The organism is Coprococcus intestinihominis (assembly GCF_040096555.1).
In the GTDB taxonomy this organism is placed as follows: Bacteria; Bacillota; Clostridia; order Lachnospirales; family Lachnospiraceae; genus Coprococcus_A; species Coprococcus_A intestinihominis.
The window spans coordinates 1-22,807 of record NZ_JBBMEK010000025.1 but is presented as its reverse complement, the minus strand read 5'-3'; the positions used below and the strand labels follow the sequence as shown (position 1 = coordinate 22,807).

General features: G+C 42.7%; 22 protein-coding genes. All 22 read left to right on the top strand.

All coding sequences use genetic code 11. The features are described from left to right. Positions 1 to 2,952: SpaA isopeptide-forming pilin-related protein (locus tag WMO25_RS03680; protein WP_349084104.1), on the top strand; the 2,952-nt coding region annotated here is incomplete at its 5' end. Between the two features lie 108 nt (positions 2,953 to 3,060). After that, complete coding sequence (locus tag WMO25_RS03675) at positions 3,061 to 3,372, top strand: hypothetical protein (protein ID WP_235396639.1); 312 nt, start codon at positions 3,061 to 3,063, stop codon at positions 3,370 to 3,372. Then, positions 3,344 to 4,096: a phage antirepressor KilAC domain-containing protein gene (locus WMO25_RS03670; protein ID WP_349084103.1), complete on the top strand. Its 753-nt coding sequence runs from the start codon at positions 3,344 to 3,346 to the stop codon at positions 4,094 to 4,096. Before WMO25_RS03675 ends, WMO25_RS03670 begins: the two co-directional genes overlap by 29 nt. Next, a complete protein-coding gene (locus WMO25_RS03665; protein ID WP_154433125.1) occupies positions 4,097 to 4,657 on the top strand; it encodes a PcfB family protein in 561 nt (186 codons plus the stop codon). 92 nt (positions 4,658 to 4,749) lie between these two features. After that, positions 4,750 to 6,534 carry a VirD4-like conjugal transfer protein, CD1115 family gene (locus WMO25_RS03660; RefSeq protein ID WP_349084106.1) on the top strand — a complete coding sequence of 595 codons (1,785 nt, stop codon included), beginning with the start codon at positions 4,750 to 4,752 and terminating at the stop codon, positions 6,532 to 6,534. Beyond that, a complete protein-coding gene (locus WMO25_RS03655) occupies positions 6,524 to 6,826 on the top strand; it encodes a hypothetical protein (protein WP_154433127.1) in 303 nt (100 codons plus the stop codon). Before WMO25_RS03660 ends, WMO25_RS03655 begins: the two co-directional genes overlap by 11 nt. 159 nt (positions 6,827 to 6,985) lie before the next feature. Then, a complete protein-coding gene (locus WMO25_RS03650) occupies positions 6,986 to 7,201 on the top strand; it encodes a Maff2 family mobile element protein (RefSeq protein ID WP_154580940.1) in 216 nt (71 codons plus the stop codon). Between the two features lie 19 nt (positions 7,202 to 7,220). After that, the gene (locus tag WMO25_RS03645) at positions 7,221 to 8,093 is read left to right on the top strand and encodes a VirB6/TrbL-like conjugal transfer protein, CD1112 family (RefSeq protein ID WP_154432965.1); all 873 of its coding nucleotides are present in this window, start codon (positions 7,221 to 7,223) and stop codon (positions 8,091 to 8,093) included. 27 nt (positions 8,094 to 8,120) lie between these two features. Next, positions 8,121 to 8,510 carry a PrgI family protein gene (locus tag WMO25_RS03640; protein ID WP_235417170.1) on the top strand — a complete coding sequence of 130 codons (390 nt, stop codon included), beginning with the start codon at positions 8,121 to 8,123 and terminating at the stop codon, positions 8,508 to 8,510. Next, positions 8,458 to 10,866 carry a VirB4-like conjugal transfer ATPase, CD1110 family gene (locus WMO25_RS03635; protein ID WP_235417362.1) on the top strand — a complete coding sequence of 803 codons (2,409 nt, stop codon included), beginning with the start codon at positions 8,458 to 8,460 and terminating at the stop codon, positions 10,864 to 10,866. Before WMO25_RS03640 ends, WMO25_RS03635 begins: the two co-directional genes overlap by 53 nt. Then, positions 10,863 to 11,642, top strand: coding sequence for a class B sortase (srtB, locus tag WMO25_RS03630; RefSeq protein ID WP_349084101.1), 780 nt, complete (start codon positions 10,863 to 10,865; stop codon positions 11,640 to 11,642). Before WMO25_RS03635 ends, srtB begins: the two co-directional genes overlap by 4 nt. A 4-nt stretch (positions 11,643 to 11,646) precedes the next feature. Then, a complete protein-coding gene (locus WMO25_RS03625) occupies positions 11,647 to 13,941 on the top strand; it encodes a C40 family peptidase (RefSeq protein WP_435384297.1) in 2,295 nt (764 codons plus the stop codon). Between the two features lie 26 nt (positions 13,942 to 13,967). Then, complete coding sequence (locus WMO25_RS03620) at positions 13,968 to 14,279, top strand: DUF4315 family protein (protein ID WP_154432961.1); 312 nt, start codon at positions 13,968 to 13,970, stop codon at positions 14,277 to 14,279. Continuing rightward, positions 14,248 to 14,949 carry a CD1107 family mobile element protein gene (locus WMO25_RS03615; RefSeq protein ID WP_349084105.1) on the top strand — a complete coding sequence of 234 codons (702 nt, stop codon included), beginning with the start codon at positions 14,248 to 14,250 and terminating at the stop codon, positions 14,947 to 14,949. Before WMO25_RS03620 ends, WMO25_RS03615 begins: the two co-directional genes overlap by 32 nt. A 73-nt stretch (positions 14,950 to 15,022) precedes the next feature. Then, positions 15,023 to 17,131, top strand: coding sequence for a DNA topoisomerase 3 (locus WMO25_RS03610; protein ID WP_349084099.1), 2,109 nt, complete (start codon positions 15,023 to 15,025; stop codon positions 17,129 to 17,131). Positions 17,132 to 17,159: 28 nt separating this feature from the next. After that, the gene (locus WMO25_RS03605) at positions 17,160 to 18,215 is read left to right on the top strand and encodes a DUF5688 family protein (RefSeq protein ID WP_349084097.1); all 1,056 of its coding nucleotides are present in this window, start codon (positions 17,160 to 17,162) and stop codon (positions 18,213 to 18,215) included. A gap of 63 nt (positions 18,216 to 18,278) precedes the next feature. After that, positions 18,279 to 20,276 carry a YodL domain-containing protein gene (locus tag WMO25_RS03600; RefSeq protein ID WP_349084095.1) on the top strand — a complete coding sequence of 666 codons (1,998 nt, stop codon included), beginning with the start codon at positions 18,279 to 18,281 and terminating at the stop codon, positions 20,274 to 20,276. Further along, positions 20,273 to 20,533: a transposon-transfer assisting family protein gene (locus WMO25_RS03595; RefSeq protein WP_235417209.1), complete on the top strand. Its 261-nt coding sequence runs from the start codon at positions 20,273 to 20,275 to the stop codon at positions 20,531 to 20,533. Before WMO25_RS03600 ends, WMO25_RS03595 begins: the two co-directional genes overlap by 4 nt. Next, positions 20,523 to 21,377 carry a DUF4316 domain-containing protein gene (locus WMO25_RS03590; protein ID WP_235417216.1) on the top strand — a complete coding sequence of 285 codons (855 nt, stop codon included), beginning with the start codon at positions 20,523 to 20,525 and terminating at the stop codon, positions 21,375 to 21,377. Before WMO25_RS03595 ends, WMO25_RS03590 begins: the two co-directional genes overlap by 11 nt. A gap of 361 nt (positions 21,378 to 21,738) precedes the next feature. Then, complete coding sequence (locus WMO25_RS03585) at positions 21,739 to 21,987, top strand: hypothetical protein (RefSeq protein WP_235232819.1); 249 nt, start codon at positions 21,739 to 21,741, stop codon at positions 21,985 to 21,987. Between the two features lie 14 nt (positions 21,988 to 22,001). Beyond that, positions 22,002 to 22,346 carry an HIRAN domain-containing protein gene (locus WMO25_RS03580; RefSeq protein WP_235232820.1) on the top strand — a complete coding sequence of 115 codons (345 nt, stop codon included), beginning with the start codon at positions 22,002 to 22,004 and terminating at the stop codon, positions 22,344 to 22,346. Positions 22,347 to 22,375: 29 nt separating this feature from the next. Next, on the top strand, positions 22,376 to 22,807 hold a 432-nt coding region (locus WMO25_RS03575; RefSeq protein WP_349084093.1), incomplete at its 3' end, for a GNAT family N-acetyltransferase.

The following is a 22,807-nucleotide window of genomic DNA, read 5'->3' as shown; positions in this document are numbered from 1 at the left end:
AAAGCAGATGGGTCTTATGATTTCTCTTCTGCGAATCCAGTTGTTATCACAGCAGATGGAAAAACAGAGATGTTTACAGATGAAAAGGGTTATGCCTGCTCTATTCCACTTCCGTATGGAACATACGTGGTAAAAGAGACAACCAGTAAACACAACTATGAACCGGTGGATGATTTTATCGTTACAATCAATGAGAATCACCCAGACACTCCGCAGGTATGGCGTGTGCTTCTAGATAAGGAATTTGAGGCAAAGCTGAAGATCATCAAGAAAGATGATGAAACAAAGAAGAGTGTGCTTCTGGCAAATACAGAATTTAAAGTATATGATCTGGATCATCAGAAATATGTCGAGCAGGTTACTACTTATCCTTCTACCAAAGTTCACAAATCATATTTTACCGATGCGAATGGATATCTGATCCTTCCGAACAATTTGAAGATCGGAAATTACAGAATCGAAGAAGTGACTGCACCGGAGGGATATACACAGTCTTCTGCTTATGTAACGGTATCTGTAGATACTAACACAGCCTATATGATCGATCCGACCAGCGAAGATGCCATTATTGAAGTGGAATATGAGAACCACCCGGTTAAGGGTGAACTGACCATTTTCAAACAGGGCGAACTTCTTACCGGTTATGATTATGATTTCCAGTATGAGCTGTGTGGACTGAAAGGCGTTACATTTGAAGTATATGCTGCAGAAGATATTTATACTGCCGATCATCAGGTGGATGAAAATGGAAACCGTACCTTGTATTATGCAAAGGATGCCCTTGTGGCAGAGATCACTACAGATGATGAAGGATTTGCTTATGTGAAGAATCTTCCTCTTGGCGAATACTATGTAAAAGAATCCGAAGCGCCGGAAGGCTTCGTTCATAATGAGAAGAGTGAGAAAACTGCTTTTGTATATGCAGATCAGAATACCCCGGTTGTATTTGACCAGGTGTCCTTCACCAATGAAAGACAGAAAGTGTCGATTTCTGTCGAGAAACAGGATGCAGATAATGGAAATGTCGTACCGGGTGCTGTCTTCGGAATCTACAATACAGAAGATATCATCAATAAAGATGGCCAGGTAATCGTAAAAGCAGATACCCTGCTTCAGGAGATGACTTCCGATGAAAATGGTCAGGCAAAATGTACACTGGATCTGCCTCTCGGACAGTATTATGTGAAAGAGCTTCATGCTCCTGCCGGTTTTGTTTCTTCTGATGAGATTCTGAGCTTTGATGCTTCTTATCAGGGACAGGAAATTCAGACCGTTGAGTTGAAAGCAGTTAAGAAAAACGAGCCGACAGTTGTGGAAATCACGAAGTCCGATATCACCACAGGCGAAGAACTGGATGGTGCGTACCTGCAGGTACTTGACCAGGATGGAAATATCATCGACAGCTGGGAATCTTCCAAAGACGAACCCCATGTGATCAAACGTCTGACCGTTGGAGAGACCTATATACTTCGCGAAGAATTTGCTCCGTATGGATACCTTGTTGCAAATGATATCACTTTTACGATTGAAGATATTGCAGAAATCCAGAGAGTGGAAATGAAAGACGAAGTGCCGGTTGCAGAACTGATTCTGAATAAAAAGGGAGAATTTCTGGATGATGTATCTCTTGTGGATCAGATCAAAGGTGTGGTGGAACATATTTTCCATTATATTACCGGCAGTCTGACAGATGTTACTTTTGAGGTGTATGCAGAGGAGGATATCAAAGCAGCAGATGGTGTCAGTGAAGATTATTATAAGGCGGATGATCTGGTGGCAACGATCACTACAGATGAAACCGGCATTGCAAAATTGACAGATCTTCCACTGGGTAAATACTATGTCAAAGAAGTTGGAACAGCCCACGGATATGTACTGGATTCAGAGATCCGCCATGTAGATCTGAGCTATGTGGATCAGAATACACCGGTAGTTACTTACAATGATGACTGGCAGAATCACCGTCAGAGAGTAATCATTAATGTACTGAAAAAAGAAAAGGATCAGGATCGTGTACTGGAAGGCAGCGTATTTGGTATTTATGCCAAAGAAGATATCAAATCCTCTACTACCGGAAAGGTGCTGATTGAAGCAGATGAGATCATCGAGCTGAAATCAACCGATGCCGAAGGCAAAATTACTTTTGTTGCTGATCTTCCAATCGATGCTGAATATTATGTGAAAGAACTCTATGCGCCAGCCGGATTTGTAAATGCAGAGGAAGTACAGGAATTTACTGTTTCCTATGCCGGTGAAAATGAAGATTCTGTTGTTGTCGATCTTACTTTTGAGGATGAAGCAACAACGGTTGAGATTACGAAGACTGATCTGACTGGTGGAAAAGAAATACCGGGATGTAAGCTGAAACTGGTAGATGAGGATGGAAACACTGTTGATGAGTGGACTTCTACAGAAGAAGCTCATGTGATCAAAGAGCTGGTAGTAGGTAAGAAATACACTCTGATAGAAACGCAGCCTGCAGATGGATACGTGACAGCAGAAAGTATAGAGTTTACCGTAGAGAATACTGCTGAGATTCAGAAGCATCAGATGAAGGATGATGTGACAAAAGTGGAAATCTCTAAACAGGATATTGCAGGGAAGGAACTTCCTGGTGCTAAACTTACGATCCTGGACAAGGATGGAAAGGTTGTGGAAAGCTGGACTTCCACAAAAAAAGCACATTATATTGAAATGCTCCCGATCGGAAAATATACACTTCGTGAAGAAACTGCACCGGATGGATATCTGGTAGCAAATGATGTGGAATTTGAAGTGAAGGATACCGGAGAGGTTCAGCATGTAACAATGGTGGATGAAGCAAAACCGGCTGTTCAGGCTGATACACCGAAAACAGGGGATGAACGCAACATGAAATTGTGGCTGCTTCTGCTCGGTATCGGTGCCGGTGGTCTTGGAGTCGCTTTTGGAATCAGAAGAAAGCGTAAATAGTAACTTAGAAACAAAATAATGACGAACCAGAAGCATAAGGGCATTTGTGGAAATCGGAAAGGAGATCCATGAATGCCCTTAATGCATTTCAGAAAGATGAGGAAAAACATGGGAAGAAAAGAAACGATATTACCGGGAGCAAAGATTGATGGAAGAAAGTATCTGGAAGACAAGCCAAAGTCTTGTGACTACTGCTACTGGTGGCAGGGCAAAAACAAAGGTTGTATTCTGCCGGAATGTTATTACCTGATGCCGGAGGAAAAGAAGGAGCCAAATGATTATGAGGAAGGGAACTGCAAAACCTGCCCCTATGGGAAACATACACCCTGTATCGGATACTGTATTGCAAAACTCCAAAAAGAAATGCGCGGGAAAAAGGGAGGCGGATGCTATGATACCGATGCTGCGAGTGGAAGTTAAAAATGACCGTCCCTTAATCTGTGCCAGAGAACTGTATGAGGCTCTGGGTATTAAGACACAGTACAGTGTCTGGATCGACCGTATTATTTCCCTTGGTTTTGTGAGTGGCCAGGACTTTTATCCAAAAATGAATAAAAGTACCGGAGGCAGATGCAGTGTTGACCATTATATTACGGTGGATATGGCAAAGCATATCTGTATGCTTCTTCGGAATGAAAAAGGAAAACTGTACCGCCAGTATTTTCTGGAACTGGAAAAAGCATGGAATCAGCCGGAACAGGTGATGGCAAGGGCATTACAGCTGGCGAATACCCAGATTGCAAAGCTGCAGGAACAATGTACGGAGCTTGGCGACCAGCTAATCAAACAGCAGATGCTTCTGGAAGATATGGCACCGAAAGCTGCTTATCTGGATCTGATTATGAATTCCCCCTCATCTGTTCTGGTCACACAGATTGCAAAAGATTATGGGTACAGCGCGGTTTCATTTAACCGGCTTCTTCATGATATGAGAATCCAGTATAAAGTTAATGACCAATGGGTGTTATATGCTGATTATGCTGGGAAGGGTTATGTCCAGAGCAGGACAATCTATATGTACCCAAACCGCACCGGTCCGGTCGTAAGGATCCAGACAGAATGGACGCAGAAAGGCAGAAGATTTTTATATGAGTTTTTAAAAGAACAGGGAATTCTTCCCCTGATTGAGAAGGAAGGTGGATAAATGCAGGAAGAGGTAAATGAGAAGATTATTACGCTCAGTGTACAGGGAGCCAGGATTACTGCTTCTATGGTAAAAGCCGCCATGAGAAAGTTTCTTATGGAGTTAGAGCGTGAAGGCCAGAAATCATCGCAGATCAAACAGGCAGAAAAGCAGGGTCAGGCCAGGGAGCGTGGAATTGAAAAAGAAAAACAAAGACAGGAAAAGAAAAAGCCCCATGGCAAGCAGACAATCAAGCAGCTGCAGGAACAGGGAGCGCAGCTGACCAATATTCAGATCACAAACCAGAATATCAAATCCTTTGACCGGGTTGCCCGGAAATATGGCATTGATTACAGCCTGAAAAGGGATGACAGTGTGACACCACAAAGGTATCTGGTGTTCTTTAAGGCGAAGGATGTGGATGTAATGACAGCTGCATTTAAGGAATATGCAGGAGTTTCCATGAAGAAATCAAAAAAGCCTTCTGTGCGGAAGAAACTGCAGAAGTCTGTGCAGAAGATGAACGTTAAACACCGCCAGAGAGAAAAAGTGAAACAGAAAGTGAGGGGACAGCAGCGATGAGTAAAAAGAAACCAAAAGCCAGAAGTCCGGGAAAGCTGGAAATAGCAATCCGGCAAAGCTTATCAAAGGTCAGTGTTAAAAAGCTGGTTGCAATGAATATTCCCTATCTCATCGCTTTCTATGTGGTAGAGAAATGTGCATGGCTTTACCGGCACTGTATCGGCGGAACTGTGGTTCAAAAGCTTGGTGTTATGCTGATGAATCTTCCAGTTGCTTTCCAGTCGTGGATACCAAGCTTCCACATCCGGGATCTTTTAGCCGGTATCATCGGGGCGTTACTTCTCCGCTGTGTTGTGTACATGAAAGGGAAAAATGCAAAAAAGTTCCGGCAGGGCGAAGAATACGGTTCTGCAAGATGGGGAAATGAAAAAGACATTGAGCCATTCATTGATCCGGTATTCGAAAATAATATCATCCTGACGCAGACGGAAAGACTGACCATGAACAGCCGACCGAAACTTCCGAAGTTCGCAAGAAACAAAAATGTGATCGTCATCGGTGGATCCGGATCCGGTAAGACACGATTCTATGTAAAACCCAATCTTATGCAGATGCCGGATAACGTATCTTATGTGGTTACAGATCCAAAAGGTACGATCATTGTGGAATGCGGCACTATGCTGGTCAGACATGGTTACCGGATCAAAGTGCTGAATACGATAAACTTCAAAAAGTCCATGCATTACAACCCATTCCATTATATTCGGAGTGAGAAAGACATTCTGAAACTGGTCAATACGATCATTGCAAATACGAAAGGAGAAGGTGAAAAAGCAGCTGAGGATTTCTGGATAAAAGCGGAACGTCTTCTGTACACCGCCCTGATCGGATACATCTGGTATGAAGCTCCGGAGGAAGAACAGAACTTCTCTACCCTGCTGGAATTTATCAATGCCAGTGAAACCAGAGAAGAGGATGAAGAATTCAAAAATGCTGTGGATGAACTGTTTGAGGAACTGGAAGCGGAGAATCCGGAACATTTTGCAGTACGCCAGTACCGCAAATATAAGCTGGCAGCCGGAAAAACTGCCAAATCTATCTTAATTAGCTGTGGTGCCAGGTTAGCGCCATTTGATATTGCAGAGCTTCGGGAGCTGACACGATACGATGAGATGGAGCTTGACATGCTGGGAGACCAGAAGACAGCCATGTTTGTCATTATCAGTGATACAGATGACACCTTCAACTTTATTGTTGCTATCATGTACACCCAGCTTTTCAATCTGCTTTGCGATAAAGCAGATGATGAGCATGGAGGAAGATTGCCTTATCATGTCCGTCTGTTGCTGGATGAGTTCAGTAATATCGGGCAGATTCCAAAATTCGACAAGCTGATTGCTACGATCCGAAGCCGCGAAATATCGGCTTCTATTATTTTGCAGTCACAGTCCCAGCTAAAAACAATCTATAAGGATGCGGCAGAAACCATCATAGGCAACTGTGATACGGTCTTATTTCTTGGTGGAAAAGAAAGTTCTACCCTAAAGGAGATATCCGAGACACTGGGAAAAGAGACCATTGATCTGTATAACACATCAGATACCAGAGGGAATAACCGCTCCTATGGACTGAATTATCAGAAGACAGGAAAAGATCTGATGAGCCGGGATGAGCTGGCAGTCATGGATGGCAATAAGTGTATCCTGCAGCTTCGGGGTGTTCGTCCGTTTTTCAGTGACAAATATGATATTACGAAGCACAGAAGGTATAAGGAACTTTCTGATTACAACAGGAAAAATGAGTTCGATATCGAAAAGTATCTGGAACACAAGCTGGTTATTTCCAGGGATACAGCATTTGAAATGCATGAATACGAAATAACGAAAGAAGACATTGCAGCCATAGAGGCTGAGGAAGGAGAACGATATGTGGATTAGACCAATGAGACGCAGGGGGAGAAGTGAATCCCTCTTTGTATTTGAATTTACTTCTATTGAAGAGGATTATATTCCGTTTATCCTCCATATGGAGAAGATTACAGCATTGATCCCCACGGAAAAGTGTAAAGCATATTTTGGTGAGCTGATTGATAAGCTCCGGTCCAGATGTGACAACCGATATGCCGCAGGAGAGGTGGTAGCTTCGACATTTTTATTCGATGATGAAATGGCAGAGTTGACAACTCATATGGCATATCTGCTCCTGCTTGTGGAGCCTGTAAAGAAATAGGAAGCAGACAGTATTGAGAACCGTTCCATAGGGAGCGGATTTTTTTGTTTGATGGAGGTTTGTATGAGGATAAGAAACAGATCGCCCTGTTCCTGGGGAGATAGGAACACCGGAAAAAGAAAGAAGAAAAGAAAAATCAAATGAAGGAGGAAAAAATATATGGGATTTTTTACGAGCGCAATTAATATTTTGCAGACACTGGTAGTTGCCATCGGGGCCGGCCTTGGAGTCTGGGGTGTCATCAACCTGATGGAAGGTTATGGAAATGACAATCCGGGGGCAAAGTCTCAGGGAATCAAACAGCTTATGAGCGGTGGTGGTGTAATCCTCATCGGTACTCAGTTAATTCCGCTTCTTAGTGGACTGTTTGGTTAAGAGAAAGGAGTAGTTATCCATGTTCGATCAGATTTTTGATGCGATCGAAGAATGGATGAGGGAACTCCTGACAGGGATGATCAATTCCAACCTGGATCAGATGTTTACTGATGTCAATCAGAAAACTGGTGAGATTGCAAGCCAGGTTGGACAGACTCCCCAGGGATGGAATGGCAGCATATTCAGTATGATCCAGAACCTGTCCAATTCGGTAATTTTACCGATTGCAGGTATCATCATTACGTTTGTGCTCTGCTATGAACTGATTTCCATGCTTACTGAGCGTAATAACATGCATGATATTGATACATGGATGTTCTTCAAATACTTTGTGAAGATGTGGATCGCAGTGTATCTGGTAAGCAATACTTTTACGATTACAATGGCTGTTTTTGATGTAGGTCAGCATGTAGTAAATGCTGCATCCGGTGTGGTCACAGGCAGTACAGCCATTGATATCAGTTCGGCATTGACCGATCTGGAGGCTACATTGGAAGCCATGGAGATTGGAGAATTAGTAGTATTGGCATTGGAAACCCTGATCGTCAGCTTCTGTATGAGAATCATGTCCGTATTGATCACCGTAATTCTATATGGACGTATGATTGAGATTTACCTTTATACTTCGGTCGCGCCGATTCCGTTCGCCACAATGAGCAACAGAGAGTGGGGACAGATCGGAACCAATTATTTCAGAGGACTCTTTGCCCTGGCATTCCAGGCATTTCTGATGATGGTTTGCGTCGCTATCTATGCTGTGCTGGTAGCGGGTATCCAGTATTCAGATAATCTGAGTTCTTCATTATTTGGCGTAATGGCTTATACAGTCATCCTGTGTTTTAGTTTGTTTAAGACAGGATCCCTGAGCAAGTCCATTTTTAATGCCCATTAAATTAATCACAGGAAGGAGAGATAAACCATGGCATATGTCAGTGTTCCAAAGGATTTGACAAAAGTAAAAAACAAAGTGGCTTTTAATCTGACAAAGAGACAGATCATCTGCATAGGTATCGGTGCAGCGATTGGTATTCCGTTTTATTTTCTCACAAGAGGAATACTTGGAATGTCAAATGCGGCTACCGTTATGGTGATTCTAATGTTGCCGGCATTTATGTTTGCCATGTATGAAAAAGATGGGATGCATCTCGAGGATGTGATTTTGCACATCCTGAATGTAAAAGTGTTCCGGCCACCGGTCAGAACCTATGAAACAGAGAATTATTATGAATCGAATCCGGAAACAATCGGTTCGAAAAATGCAGTCAGAGGAAAGAAGGGAGGAAAGACAGGTGGCAAAAAGAAAAAATAACAGCACCAAAAAGTCAAAGAAAAAAGAAGAAAAGCGGCTTTCGGTACAAAAGACGATCCGATACAAAGAGATGGGAAAGGATGGGATCTGCCGGGTACAGGGGAATACATATTCTAAATGTATCCGGTTTTATGATATCAACTATCAGCTGGCACAGAATGAGGATAAGAATGCTATTTTTGAAAACTGGTGTGATTTCCTCAACTATTTTGACAGCAGCATCCATTTCCAGCTGAGCTTTATCAATCACAAAAGTAATATGAAGGAATTTGAGAATGTGATCCGTATCCGGCCTCAGCATGATGAGTTTGATGATGTCCGCATGGAATATGCACAGATGCTTAAAAATCAACTGGCAAAGGGTAATAACGGTCTGGTAAAGTCAAAATATATCACGTTTTCTATCGAAGCGGAGAATATCAAGCTGGCGAAACCGAAGCTGGAACGTATCGAGTCGGATATCCTGAATAATTTCAAGGTGCTAGGTGTACCGGCATATCCCCTGAATGGTGTGGAGCGGCTTCAGATTATGTATGAAACATTTAATCCGGATGCCAGTGCCGATTTCCAGTTTGATTATGGATCCATGATCCGGACCGGTCTCAGTACAAAGGACTATGTGGCACCGACCAGCTTTGTATTTAAAGAAGGGAAGACATTCCAGATGGGGATAACGATTGGCGCAGTCTCCTATCTGCAGATTCTGGCTCCGGAGCTTACGGATAAAATGCTGGCAGAGTTTCTGGATATGGATAAGGATCTGATCGTAAACCTTCATGTGCAGTCGGTAGATCAGATGAAAGCCATCAAGCTTGTAAAAAGCAAGGTGACAGATATCAACCGTATGAAAATTGAAGAACAGAAAAAGGCAGTTCGTTCCGGATATGATATGGACATCATCCCGTCAGACCTGAATACGTATGGCGGCGAGGCAAAGAGACTTCTGGAAGATCTGCAGTCACGAAATGAGCGTATGTTCCTGGTAACTGCGCTCTTTTTGAATACAGCAAAAAGTAAACAGGATCTGGAAAATGCAGTATTCCAGACTGCCGGTATCGCTCAGAAATATAACTGTGTGTTAAGGCGTCTGGATTATCAACAGGAGGAAGGGCTGATGAGCAGTGTTCCGCTTGGTGTCAATCATGTGCCGATCAAAAGGGCACTGACGACTACCAGCACTGCTATTTTTGTTCCTTTCACAACACAGGAATTGTTCATGGGCGGAGAATCCCTTTATTACGGACTGAATGCCCTCAGCAACAATATGATTATGGTAGATCGAAAGAAGCTGAAAAACCCGAATGGGCTGATTCTCGGTACACCTGGATCCGGAAAATCTTTTGCGGCTAAGAGAGAAATCACCAATGCATTTTTCGTGACAAATGACGATATTATCATCGGAGATCCGGAGGGAGAATATTATCCACTGGTCCATGCCCTCGGCGGTCAGGTTATCCACATTTCTCCGACCAGCAAGGATTATATTAATCCCATGGATATCAATATGGATTATTCCGATGATGATAATCCGCTGGGTGTGAAGTCAGATTTTGTCCTGTCGTTGTGTGAGCTGATCATGGGAACCAGAAATGGTATTGAGGCAGAGGAAAAGTCAGTGATCGACCGGTGTCTGCCCCTTGTATATCAGAAATATTTTGCAGATCCGAAACCGGAAAATATGCCGGTACTGGGAGATCTGTATGACTGCCTGAGGAAGCAGAAAGAGCCCCAGGCCCAGCGTATTGCAACAGCACTGGAAATCTACGTTAATGGTTCTCTGAAAGTGTTTAACCATCAGACAAATGTGGAACTGAATAATCGGATTGTCTGCTTCGACATCAAGGAGCTGGGTAAACAGTTGAAAAAACTGGGAATGCTCATTGTCCAGGATCAGGTATGGAACCGTGTTACCATTAACCGGGGCTCACAGAAATCTACCAGATACTATATCGATGAATTCCATCTTCTTCTGAAAGAGGAACAGACCGCAGCTTATTCTGTGGAAATCTGGAAGAGATTTCGTAAATGGGGTGGAATTCCAACAGGAATCACGCAGAACATCAAAGATCTTCTGGCCAGCCGGGAGATTGAAAATATCTTTGAAAACAGTGATTTTATCCTGATGCTGAATCAAGCTGCAGGCGACAGGCAGATTCTGGCGAAACAGTTGAACATTTCACCGTATCAGTTATCCTATGTAACAAATTCCGGGGAAGGCGAAGGTCTCCTTTTCTATGGAAATATCATCATTCCATTCAAGGATAAGTTCGATAAGAGTCTGAAACTGTATTCCTTGATGACAACAAAACCGGAGGAAGTCGAGGAACGAAAGAAACTGGAGGCAGAAAGAAAATGAGAAAATGGATATCGAGGATTCTGTTTGTAGTTTCCATTATCCTTCTCTCCATCAGCCTCTATTTTCTGATGGGAATGTATCTGGAAGATCGAAAAAGCGAAACAGGATTCGACTCTATTCGACAAATCCATGAAGAACAGGAAACCAATGATAAAAAAGATGATGCTGAGGGAGACAGTAATCCTTCTGCTATTGTTGATTCTGGCCTTCTGGCTTTACATGAAAAGAATCCGGACTGCATTGGATGGATAAAGATTGAAGGGACAGCAATCGATTATCCGGTCATGTATCATCCGGAGGAAAAGAACTTCTATCTCCGAAGAAATTTTGAGAAAGAATACGATGTGAGTGGGACACCATTTCTCTCAGAACTTTGTGATCCGGAAGATGCAGACAACCTGATTATCTATGGTCATCATATGAGTTCAGGAAAAGTGTTTGCAGCTCTGGATCGTTATAAGTCAGAAGAATTCTATCAGGAACATCCGATCATCCAGTACAGCACACTTCATGGGAAGGAACAGTATCAGGTCATAGCAGCCTTTGCTATTCCGGTGTATACCGGGCATGATTTTGAATACTACTCTTTTACCAAGGCAGAAAATGCTGAGGATTATCTGGAATTTGTCAAAGAATGTAAAAAACGGTCATATTACGACACAGGTTATACAGCCCGGTATGGAGATAAGCTGATCACACTGTCAACCTGTGAGTATTCCCATAAAAACGGGCGGATGGTTGTGATTGGTAAACAAATTGAGAATGAAAGAAGGTGAATGATTGGCAGGAAAGGAATATATAGCGAAAGACAAGATCTATTCTAAAATGACAAGAGAAGGTCTGACGGAAGAAACACTCCGGGAAGGTTCTGTGAAGAAAATCGGCCAGAAAAGCCGGAATGAACCTGAACTTGACAGTAAGGAGCGGGATGAGAAAAATGCGGCTCCTGGCAAAAGGTTGTCGGACAGTTCTGGAAGAACTGATAACCGACGCATGAGAAGGTATGTGCAGGAATTAAGAATGTCTTCGGATATTGCATCTGAAGAAAGACCTGCAAGAACTTTTTCAAAAGCAAGCAGTGAAAGAATCATAGAAAAAAAGGACAGCCGGTACCAGGGAAAGCTTCATTCTCAGGAACAGATTCCGGAAGTATCCGGTATCTCGGATCAGAAAGATCAAGTAAAGAAGAAACGTGCTCGAAAGAGACTGACAGAAGAACAGGAAAAATCGGGTAGGCTTTCTTTTGGTGATGAAGGATCCGGCATGATCCACGGAGCCGGAACAGGAATGGGTCGAAAGGTAGCAGCCGGTGCGGCACTATATGCCAGAAATCAGATAACAGAGGATGGAGATGATAATGCTGCTGTAGATGGTTCCGGTGCAGTGATTGCAGCTGCTGATGAAGCAGCCCACAGTCTGCGCAGAGCACAGTTAAGAAGCCAGAGAAGTGATGTGAAAGCACACAGAAAAGGGATGAATCTGGATGCTCCGGAGGCTTCCAGATTGAAGTTTGATGCTGCGAAGGAAGCAGCAGACCGAACTGCCAGGGATTCAGTGCAAAATGCAGAAAAGAAGCGTTTGCTAAACCGCTTCTTCCAGAGAAAAAAATATAAAGATGCCTACCGGGCTGCCAGAGCTGGAAAAACAGCAGGAAGTCTCGGGGGAGCAACAACGATTGCCGGTGTCGAGAACATGACGGTAAAAGCCAAGATTGCTTTAAAAGAAATCGTAAGGCGAAACCGTACCGTGTTTCTTGGTATCGGTATTTTTTCGCTCATTTTTATGCTGATTGCAGTCTCTCTGGGAAGCTGCAGTGCTTCGATTCAGGGTGGAGCTTCCGTGATCGGTATGACAACCTATCCCAGCACCGATGCGGATATCTATGCTGCAGAAAATGCTTATGCTGCTATGGAAGAAGCATTAAACCGTCAGATCAACAACATGGAATCCTCTTATCCGGATTACGATTCCTATCAGTACAATGTCAGCGAAATCGGGCATAATCCGTATCATCTGACTTCATACCTGACCGCAAAGTATGGTGGATATACCTATGACGATGTAAAGGATGAATTACAGGATCTGTTTCAGGCACAGTATCATCTGTCAACCCATGGAAGGACGGAAACTGTCACAGAAACGAGAACAGTACGTGTGGGAGAATCCCTGGGAAATGTGGTAACCAGCGGATATTGTAACTGCTCCATTTGTTGTGGAAGATGGTCCGGCGGACCAACAGCCAGCGGTGCATACCCGACAGCCAATCATACGATTGCGGTAGACGCAAATAATCCGATCGTGCCTATGGGAACGAAAGTGATCATGAATGGTGTGGAATATACCGTTGAGGATACAGGGAATTTTGCCAGGTATGGGGTTGCTTTTGACGTGTATTATGACAGCCATTCCGCAGCCAGTGCCCACGGTCATCAGACATGGGAAGCATTTCTGGCAGATGATAATGGCAGCCGGGAGGTGGAGGTTACTACCACTACTACTCAGAGAGTCCTCTATGTCACTCTCACGAATACAAATTTTGACGCAGTGGCAAGAGCAAATCTGACAGAGGAACAGGAAATCCTGTACGATGCATTGAATACCACACTGGGCAACCGGGATTATTTGTGGGATGTAAACCGAATCACCGGAGCCGGAGGCGGCATGAGCTATGAGATCCCGCCGGAAGCACTGTCGGATGAACGTTTTGCAAGAATGATCCGGGAAGCAGAAAAATATCTGGGATATCCCTATGTATGGGGCGGATCTTCACCGAGTACCAGTTTTGACTGTTCCGGGTTTGTATCCTGGGTAGTCAATCATTGTGGAAATGGATGGAATTATGGACGTCGGACAGCAGATGGGCTTCGCGGTCTCTGTACTTATGTTCCACCGTCTCAGGCAAAGCCGGGAGATCTCATCTTTTTCCAGGGAACCTATAATACTAGCGGTGCCAGCCATGTGGGAATTTATGTTGGCAATGGAATGATGATTCACTGCGGGGATCCGATCCAGTATGCGAATATCAATACATCCTACTGGCAGCAGCATTTTATGTGCTTTGGAAGGCTGCCTTAATAATAAAAAAGAAGGAAGGTGAAAATTTGAATCGGAAGATTAAAAAGTATCTGGATGAGATTGAAAAGACCGAAAAGAAAATTGCTGATCTGGAAATGTATCTGAAAGGTGTCCGGTCAGCGCTGAAAGAGGAAGAAAATAACGAAATGATCAAAAGCATCCGTGGAATGAAATTAAAAGGGCAGGAATTATTTGACCTGCTAAACGGAATCCAGGATGGAACGATATCATTTGTAGCGAGCGGGGAGTCAGAAGAAGAATCTGGCTCCTTTGTTGTTCAGGAAGAAAAAAGAGAAAGTGAGGAAAATGAATATGGTGAAATGGAAGAAACTGAATAAAAAACTGGTGGTGCTTTTGACAGCAGCTATGATGCTTTTTGGCAGTCAGGCTACTGCTTTTGCGTATGTGGATCAGGGCACAGAGGCAGCTCAGGAGGAATCAACAACAGAAACGGAGGAACCGGTGGTTGAGGATACTCATACCGAGGAAAATGGCGATCCGTTCTCTGTTCCTGGTAACGGAGAGGTAAGGGATGACATTACCGATGATTCCAGTAAGGAATTTCTGACGATTAAAACAAAGAATAACAATACATTTTATATCGTAATTGACCGGGCGGCAACAACGAACAACGTGTACATGCTGTCTCAGATTGATGAAAATGACCTTAAAGAATTTCTGGATGAGGATCAGCAGCAGACTTTAGAGACTGCCCCTTCTGTAGTCCTGGAGGACGAGCATACAGACGATACGGAGAGCAGTGTGGCTGTTGAAGAAGAAACACAGGAAGACAAACAGGATAAAGCTACAACAAATTCTGGTCTGTTTGTGATCCTTCTTCTGGCTGTAGCGGGTATTGCAGGCTATTACTACTTCAAGATCTACAAACCGAAGCAGGAAGATGATGATTCTGAAAATGAAGGTCTGGAAATGGATGACGGGCTGGAGACCATCAATGAGGATGAGGAATCAGACAATCCGGAAGAGAAAGTCGAATCACAGGAATAAATCCAAAAAGGTGGGAGCTGATGTTGTATAAGGGCAACGCAGCTCCCATATAAGTGAAAGGAGTTGTAAGAATATGTATTTAGTAATTACAGAAAAACCAAGCGTAGCCAGATCCATTGCGGATGTGATCGGCGCACAGAAACGTGAAGACGGATATCTGGAAGGAAAGGATTGTATCGTCAGCTGGTGTCTTGGACATCTTGCTGAATATGTGGCTCCGGATGCCTATGACGAGAAATTCAGCAGATGGAACTATGAGGATCTGCCCATTATTCCACAGGAGTGGAAACTGGCAGTGTCAAAGGATAAGAAGGATCAGTTCTATGTGTTAAAGAAGCTGCTGAACCGTCCGGATATCGACTATGTAGTAAATGCCTGTGATGCAGGACGGGAAGGAGAATTGATCTTCAAGAGAGTCTATGATCTTTCAGGGAGCAGAAAACCGGTAAAAAGACTGTGGATCAGTTCTATGGAAGATGAAGCCATCCGCGAGGGATTTTCTCAAATGAAAGATGCGTCTGCATATGAAAACCTTGCCGATGCTGCTGTGTGCAGAGCTCAGGCAGACTGGCTGGTAGGAATGAACGCAACCAGAGCTTACACCAGTAAATATTATAAGAAGCTGACTGTGGGGCGTGTCCAGACACCGACGCTTGCCATGCTGGTAGACAGGGACAGAGCTGTTTCCTCATTCCAAAAGGAAAAGTATTTCAATGTGGAACTGGATCTGGATGGTCTGCAGGTAGAAAGACAGAAAATCTTTGATGAAAAGGAAGCAGAAAAACTGAGAGTTCTTTGCCAGGGAAGCGATGCTGTTGTGGAAGAAATACGTTCAACAGATAAGACTGTAAGACCACCGAAGCTTTATGATCTGACTACTTTGCAGAGGGAAGCGAACCGACATTATGGTATGACTGCCCAGCAGACGTTAAATGCAGCACAGTCTCTGTATGAGCAGAAACTGATCACCTATCCTAGAACTGACAGCCAGTATCTGACAGAGGATATGGAGGTAACGGCAGGAAATGTGATTCGGAGAATTCATGAAAAGTATCAGCTGACAGGTCCCTTTGATCAGCCGGAGAAACCAAATGTCAAGCTTGTCCTGAATAACAAGAAGGTGTCCGATCATCATGCCATTATCCCAACGGTGGAATTAACAGATTGTGATCTGTCACAGTTAAAGGATTGGGAACAGAAGGTATTGTTCCTCATCTGTGTCCGTATGGTGGAAGCCACTGAAAAAGATCATATTTTCACAGAAACCGATATTACCGTGAAGTGCCAGAACGAGTTGTTTTCTGCAAAAAAGAAAGCGGTAAAGCAGATGGGATGGAAGCTTTATGAAGAGTGTTTCAAAAACAAAGAAGGGCTGGCAATGGAAAATCTCGAAAATGTGGAAACAGACCGGTTTTCTAATCTGGCTCCCGGACAGATCTTTTACAATGTGGCAGCTGATAAATTGGAGCATTTCACTTCCCCACCGAAACAGTACAGTGAAGATACTCTGCTTGCAGCAATGGAGACAGCCGGGAATAAGGAGTTCGATGAGGATACGGAGAAAAAGGGACTGGGTACTCCGGCAACCAGAGCAGGAATCATTGAAAAACTGGTACATTCCCAGTATGCCGTCCGTAAGGGAAAACAGATCATTCCTACAGAAGATGGAAAGGTTCTGATTGAGATCCTGCCCGACTTTTTGAAATCAGCCAGCATGACAGCGGAATGGGAAAATCAGCTTCTTGAAATGGAAAAGGGCAAGATTACCCCGGACAGATTTATGACCGGAATTAAGAATATGATCACTATGATGCTGAATGGATGTGACACGATTCCGGAGGAAGAAACCAGAAGATTCCAGACAAGGGAAAGCATCGGAACTTGTCCGGTATGCGGAAGTCTGGTCTATGAAGGGAAAAAGAACTTCTACTGCAGTAACAGAGAATGTCGATTTGCCCTTTGGAAGGAAACAAAATATCTGGAGCGGATGCAGAAAACCATTGATAAACGCATGGCTGCCGAGCTTTTAAAAAGTGGAAAAGTCCGGGTAAAGGATCTGTATTCTGTCAAGAAAAATATGTATTTCGAAGCAGATCTGATCATGGATGCGAATGAAGATCGTGTGAATTTTTCCCTGGAATTTCCGAGTAAAAAGCCTTCTGGAAAAGGCAAGAAGAAATAGAAAATGAAATCAGGAAAGGATGAAGAATATGGAATTTGAAAAATTTGTAGCAAACGTAAAAGAAACAATCAAAGATTATCTTCCGATGGAGTATGAAAATGCCATTGTTGATCTCTATCCCCATGAAAAGCTGAATGAAAGTTATCTGGGAATGACAGTAAGAAACGAGAACCAGAATATTTCACCGACAATCAATCTGAATATGTTCTATGAACAGTTACAAAGGGGGCGATTTAATCTGGATCAGATTATGGAACAGATGGCAGAGGTGGTACAAATGACCCCGATGTCTGTTCATATGGGGCTTCTCACAGATTATGATTTTGCAAAAAATAATCTGTTTATCAGAGTATCGGATGCAGATCGAAATCAGGAAATGTTGTCTAACGTTCCGCATACAAGAGTGGAAAATCTGGCGATTACTTATCATGTGTTAATTGAGTCCGGAGCAGGAGGAATTGCATATTCGATTGTGAACAATGATATGATGAAACTTTTTGGTGTTTCAAAAGAACAGCTTCATATTGATGCACTGAATAGCAGTCCCAGATTATTTCCTGCCCATATAGAATCCTTGAATACGGTATTGGAGAATATGGCAAGACATGACATGAGGGCTGCAGGTGTTCCGGAACAGGAAATTGAAATGATGATTAAAGATATGTCTCAGGATATGGCAGTCCCGCTTACTATTGTTACAAATGAACAGACGATGGATGGTGCTGCAGTTCTCTTTTATCCTGGATATATGGATCTGATCGGAGAACAATTTAAGGGCGATTATTATATATTACCTTCTTCAGTGCATGAAATGCTGGTTCTTCCTGATGATGGAGTGATGACTTCTCATGAGTTAAAAGCGATGGTAATGGCTGTAAATAACACAGAGGTACAACCGGCAGAAAAGCTGGCAGATGAAGTGTATCACTATGATACCAGAGACAAGATTTTTGAAAAGGCAACAGCTTTTGAGGAACGCCAGAAAGCAAAGGGAAAGGAACAGACAATGCCCGATAAGAAAGATGCAAATATGTCTCAGCCGGTACATAAACCGAAGCATAAAGCAAATGATATGTCACTTTAAAAATATGTGTATGAGAAGCCCCGTCGGAATTAGAAACCGGCGGGGTTTTAGAAAGGAGTTCAAATGAACAGAGAAAATAATATTGAAGCAGTTCAGTCAGCTACTATCCCACTTCCGGTTGCGGGAAAGGATATGAACAGCATCCTGAAATCTTTGGAGACTGGCGTGGAGAATATTTTTACCGGTGATAAATATGCCCAGTATCTGCAGACCATGTCGAAGTTTCACAGATATTCATTTAATAATACACTCTTGATTGCGATGCAGAGACCGGATGCAACCCTTGTTACCGGATACCGAAACTGGCAGTCAATGGGTAGACAGGTGAAAAAAGGGGAAAAAGGAATTACGATCCTTGCTCCTGCTCCGATCAAGAGAAAAAGGGAACAGGAAATTCTGGATCAAAATAACAAGCCACTTCTTGACGGGAATGGAAAACCAAAGACAGAGGAAGTTGAAGTGATCATCCCGCGTTTTAAGCCAACGACCGTTTTCGACATCAGTCAGACGGATGGAGAGCCCATTGAAACACTGGCTCCTGAGGAATTAACAGAGGCGGTTGCTGATTATGAGCTGTTTATGAAAGCAATCACAGAGGTCTCTCCTGTTCCGATCCGATTTGATGAGATCGAAGGCGAAGCAAAGGGATATTATCATTCGGTCGATAAAGAAATCGTAATTCAAAAAGGGATGAGCGACAGCCAGACCATTAAAACAGCAATTCATGAAACCGGACATGCAAGAATCCATGATAAGGATCTGATGGCAGAACAGGGCATTGAAAAGGATCGGCTGACAAAAGAAGTTGAAGCTGAATCTGTCGCTTATTGTGTCTGCTCTGCCTTTGGTGTAGATACTTCTGAATACAGTTTCCCGTATATCGCCGGATGGAGCAGCGGGCGTGATATGAAAGAATTAAAAACATCTATGGACACGATCAGAAAGACTGCAGGAGAAATGATCGACGAATTATCCGACAACCTGCAGGAACTGTTTGCAGAGAAAAAGCAGCTCCTGGAATCAGTGCAGAAACAGAAATTGATACCTGCTATGGAAGCTGCCGGATATCATTTTGATGATTTGGAAAGTACAGATGGCAATCTTCGTTTCCTTCCGGATGGTACACATGAAATCGGTGGTGTAATGATTTCAGATTCATGGAATGATGTAAAAGAATGGCTGGAAGGTGTTGTCCTGGAAGATCCAGACACTGCGGAAAGAGTGGAACGGGTAATGCACCCGGAACGATATGAAAAAACTTCCGAAGAGTTGATGTTTGCGGGAGAAGAAAGATATGCCCTTTATCAGCTGAATACGGAATCGAAAGACGTTCCTTATGAGTTTATGGGCATGGATTTTGTAAAAGATCATGGGATGGAAGTAACTGCAGCGGATTATCAGTGTGTGTACTCCGGGATTCTTGAGCCATCGGATAACTTGGACACTCTTTACAGTGTATTTAACCAGAATCATCCGGCTGATTTTAGAGGACATTCCATGTCAGTCAGTGATGTAGTTATTACAAGTAGAAATGGTGATATCCGGGCTTTCTATGTTGACAGCTTTGGTTTTACTGAACTGCCGGATTTTGTAAAACAGAGACAGGAAATGATTGGAATAAAAGATACTACTCTTCCACTGCATCCGGATGAGGATAAATCTCGCATCAGTTTCTATGTGGCAGAATGTTCCGAATTTCCGGTTCTGGGAGAATTTCATCAGGATCTGACTCTGGAACAGGCTTTTGCTATTTTTGACCAGATACCGGGCGGCCGGATGAATGGAATAAAAAGCATTGGTTTTAATCTGGAAGATGACAGTGATTATGCGGGAATGTTTGATCTTTATGTGGGAAAGACGTTACAAAAAGAAATCATCAACTCTATTCCCGGATACCGGGATAACAGGCTGGTTCAAAAAGCATTGTCAGATGCAGAGAAGATCATTGAGAAAAGGCAGAAAGAAAGAGAAAAAACAGAAAGTAAAATGCCGGAAGAAAGACAGAAACCGGAAAGACAGAAGACAAAATCACAGCACAGAAGGGAGGCGATGAGTTTATGAAACCAGTAAAATTTGAAGAAAATGAATTAATGGTAATGGCGATCTTTGCCGAAAAAACCAGACAGGATACCGTAGAGGCATTAAAGGAAACACTGGATGTTTTGGAAGAAACAAAAGAGGATGTATCCGATGAAGAAATGATTGAGATTGTATCTTCGCTGATCGAGAAACTGCAGCAGATTGAAGACAAGTATTATTATACACTGGATCTGGATTCATATCTCTTGGCATCGGAGGATGATGAGTATGAAGATTAATCAATTTGCCCTTTATCGTGTCAATAAGATGACTGCCGGGCGGAAGCTATGGCATCTATCCTACAACGAGGTCCGGGAACAGAATCTTGCTGTTCGTGTAGAATTTTACCGGCATATGATGATCGGTGAAATGAGGCCGGATGAAACTGCTAATGATATCTGGAAACGGATCCGGAATAAAACAGAAGTCAGTGATGTGCTGGTGCTTAACCAGGAAGGAGAAATCTCCTGCTTTTATCTGAGTGATGATCATCCCAGAAGAATCAGCGGATTCATCCGTATGGGTACAACAGGAAGCGTTCTGTCCGTGGATACCAAAGATTATAAGATTGATGGCTATTCCGGAAACTGGAGGGTCACAGACTACATCATTATTGATGGAAAACAGTTTTATCTTCTGGAGCATCAGGAATTCCGGGAACAGGCTGCGAGGATTATTCTCGACAGTTACGGAAAATATGTGGCAGAAACCGGAATCAGAGGTTTTGATGAAACTGCCAAGCAGAAGATCCGTGAATATATTCATCCTGAGAATAAGTATTCGGAAAGAATGAAACAGCTGCAGATAAAGATGGAACTATATCAGAAATATTTCCAGAACGGGATGTATGAACGTAGCCATGAATCCGGGACAGAAGCCAATTATGATATGGTGGATGGTCAAGTCAATAACCAGAAAAAGACTGTTGAAAAAGTTCAGAAACCAAAATCGAATCATCCGAAGAAAAGAACTTCTGTAATCAGGAAGCTTCATGAGAAACAGATTGCTATTGCAAAAAGATCCGGGAAGCCGGTGCCGAGGTATTTGGAACAGCAGATGGTACAGGTACGAAGCAGGAAATAGTATGAAGATATGAAGTATATATTGTCTTTACCCGAACAAGGAGATTAAAGGTCTGGGGAGATTATTTCTCTCTGGATCTTTTTTTATACGCCAAAATAACGGTTATCTTGGTTGTCAGGATTTTTGTACAGCTATTTGTTGTAAACTGATAACATCAAATAAAACCGAAACGAAATTGAAGAAAGTGAGGTACTCGATGATGAAAGGATATTACACAGATAATGGTTATATGGGTTACATCAATGGAAGCTACAGATTATTTGCAGATGAATCTGATTACAGAGAGTACCTAGAAGACTAAGTCGCCGCCTAAGCGACCACATGAAAAAACAAAAGTTATAAGATAAAACCAGGAGGAAGTATGATGTTTGGATTTGACAAGATGTTTGATTTCAATGGTGATGGAAAACTGGATAACTGGGAACGAGCAACACAGTTCCAATTTATGGATGAGATGTTAAGCGAAGACAGTCGCTCTTCTGACTATGACGAAAGTGATGTTTTCGGTGACGCAGGTCTTGATTATGATGAACTGGAAATGATGGATCCGGAAGAAAGAAGAGAAGCTCTGGAAGACGCAGGACTAGATCCGGATGAATATGATTTTTAAAGGGGGAAAATACGATGGCAAAGATTTATTTTACATTGACAGGAACCAAATATTACTACGGTAAAGAATTTCTAAAGCCAGGAATAACTTTACAGCTAAAGAAAGAGCCGAACAACAAATATGATAAAGAAGCAATCGTTGTCAGGATGGAAGGCCTTGGTGACATTGGTCATGTAGCAAATAGTACTCATACCGTAATCGGTGAAAGCATGAGTGCCGGGAGAATTTATGACAAGATCGGTGACACTGCCAAGGCAAAGGTTGTGATGGTAACAGAGCATGGAACTATCTGCAAGCTTTGTAAGAAAAGTATGGTAGATCATAAGAGAAAGAACGTTGAGGAAGATGTTAGTGAATAAAACTATTCAGATAGGAAAGAAGGGTTAGAATGAAGAAAACAGATTTCTTTTTAAAAGATGGAGTTTTTGTTCAGAATGATAAATATATTCTGAAAGCTTTATGTGAGGAAGATAAAGCTAATTATTTGAAACTATATCAAGAGAATTCTATTGTTGCAAAAGCTTCCTCGAAGATGAGTAATGTAGATTATGAAGAATTTGCTGAGTATGTCTGGGAGAAACTTCCTGAAGATGATGCAATTTATATATCTGTATTTTTAAAAACAGATAATTCGTATGTTGGGAATATTACTATGCAAAATCTGTCTTCAGAAACGCCTGAAATTGGAATGGATGTATTATTGAAATATCGTAGAAATGGAATTGCTTATGAAACTATTCCGATGTTTGCGAAAAGAGTATTAGAGCTCAGAGCAGTAGAATATTTCATGGTGAGAATTTACTCAGATAATGAGTCAAGT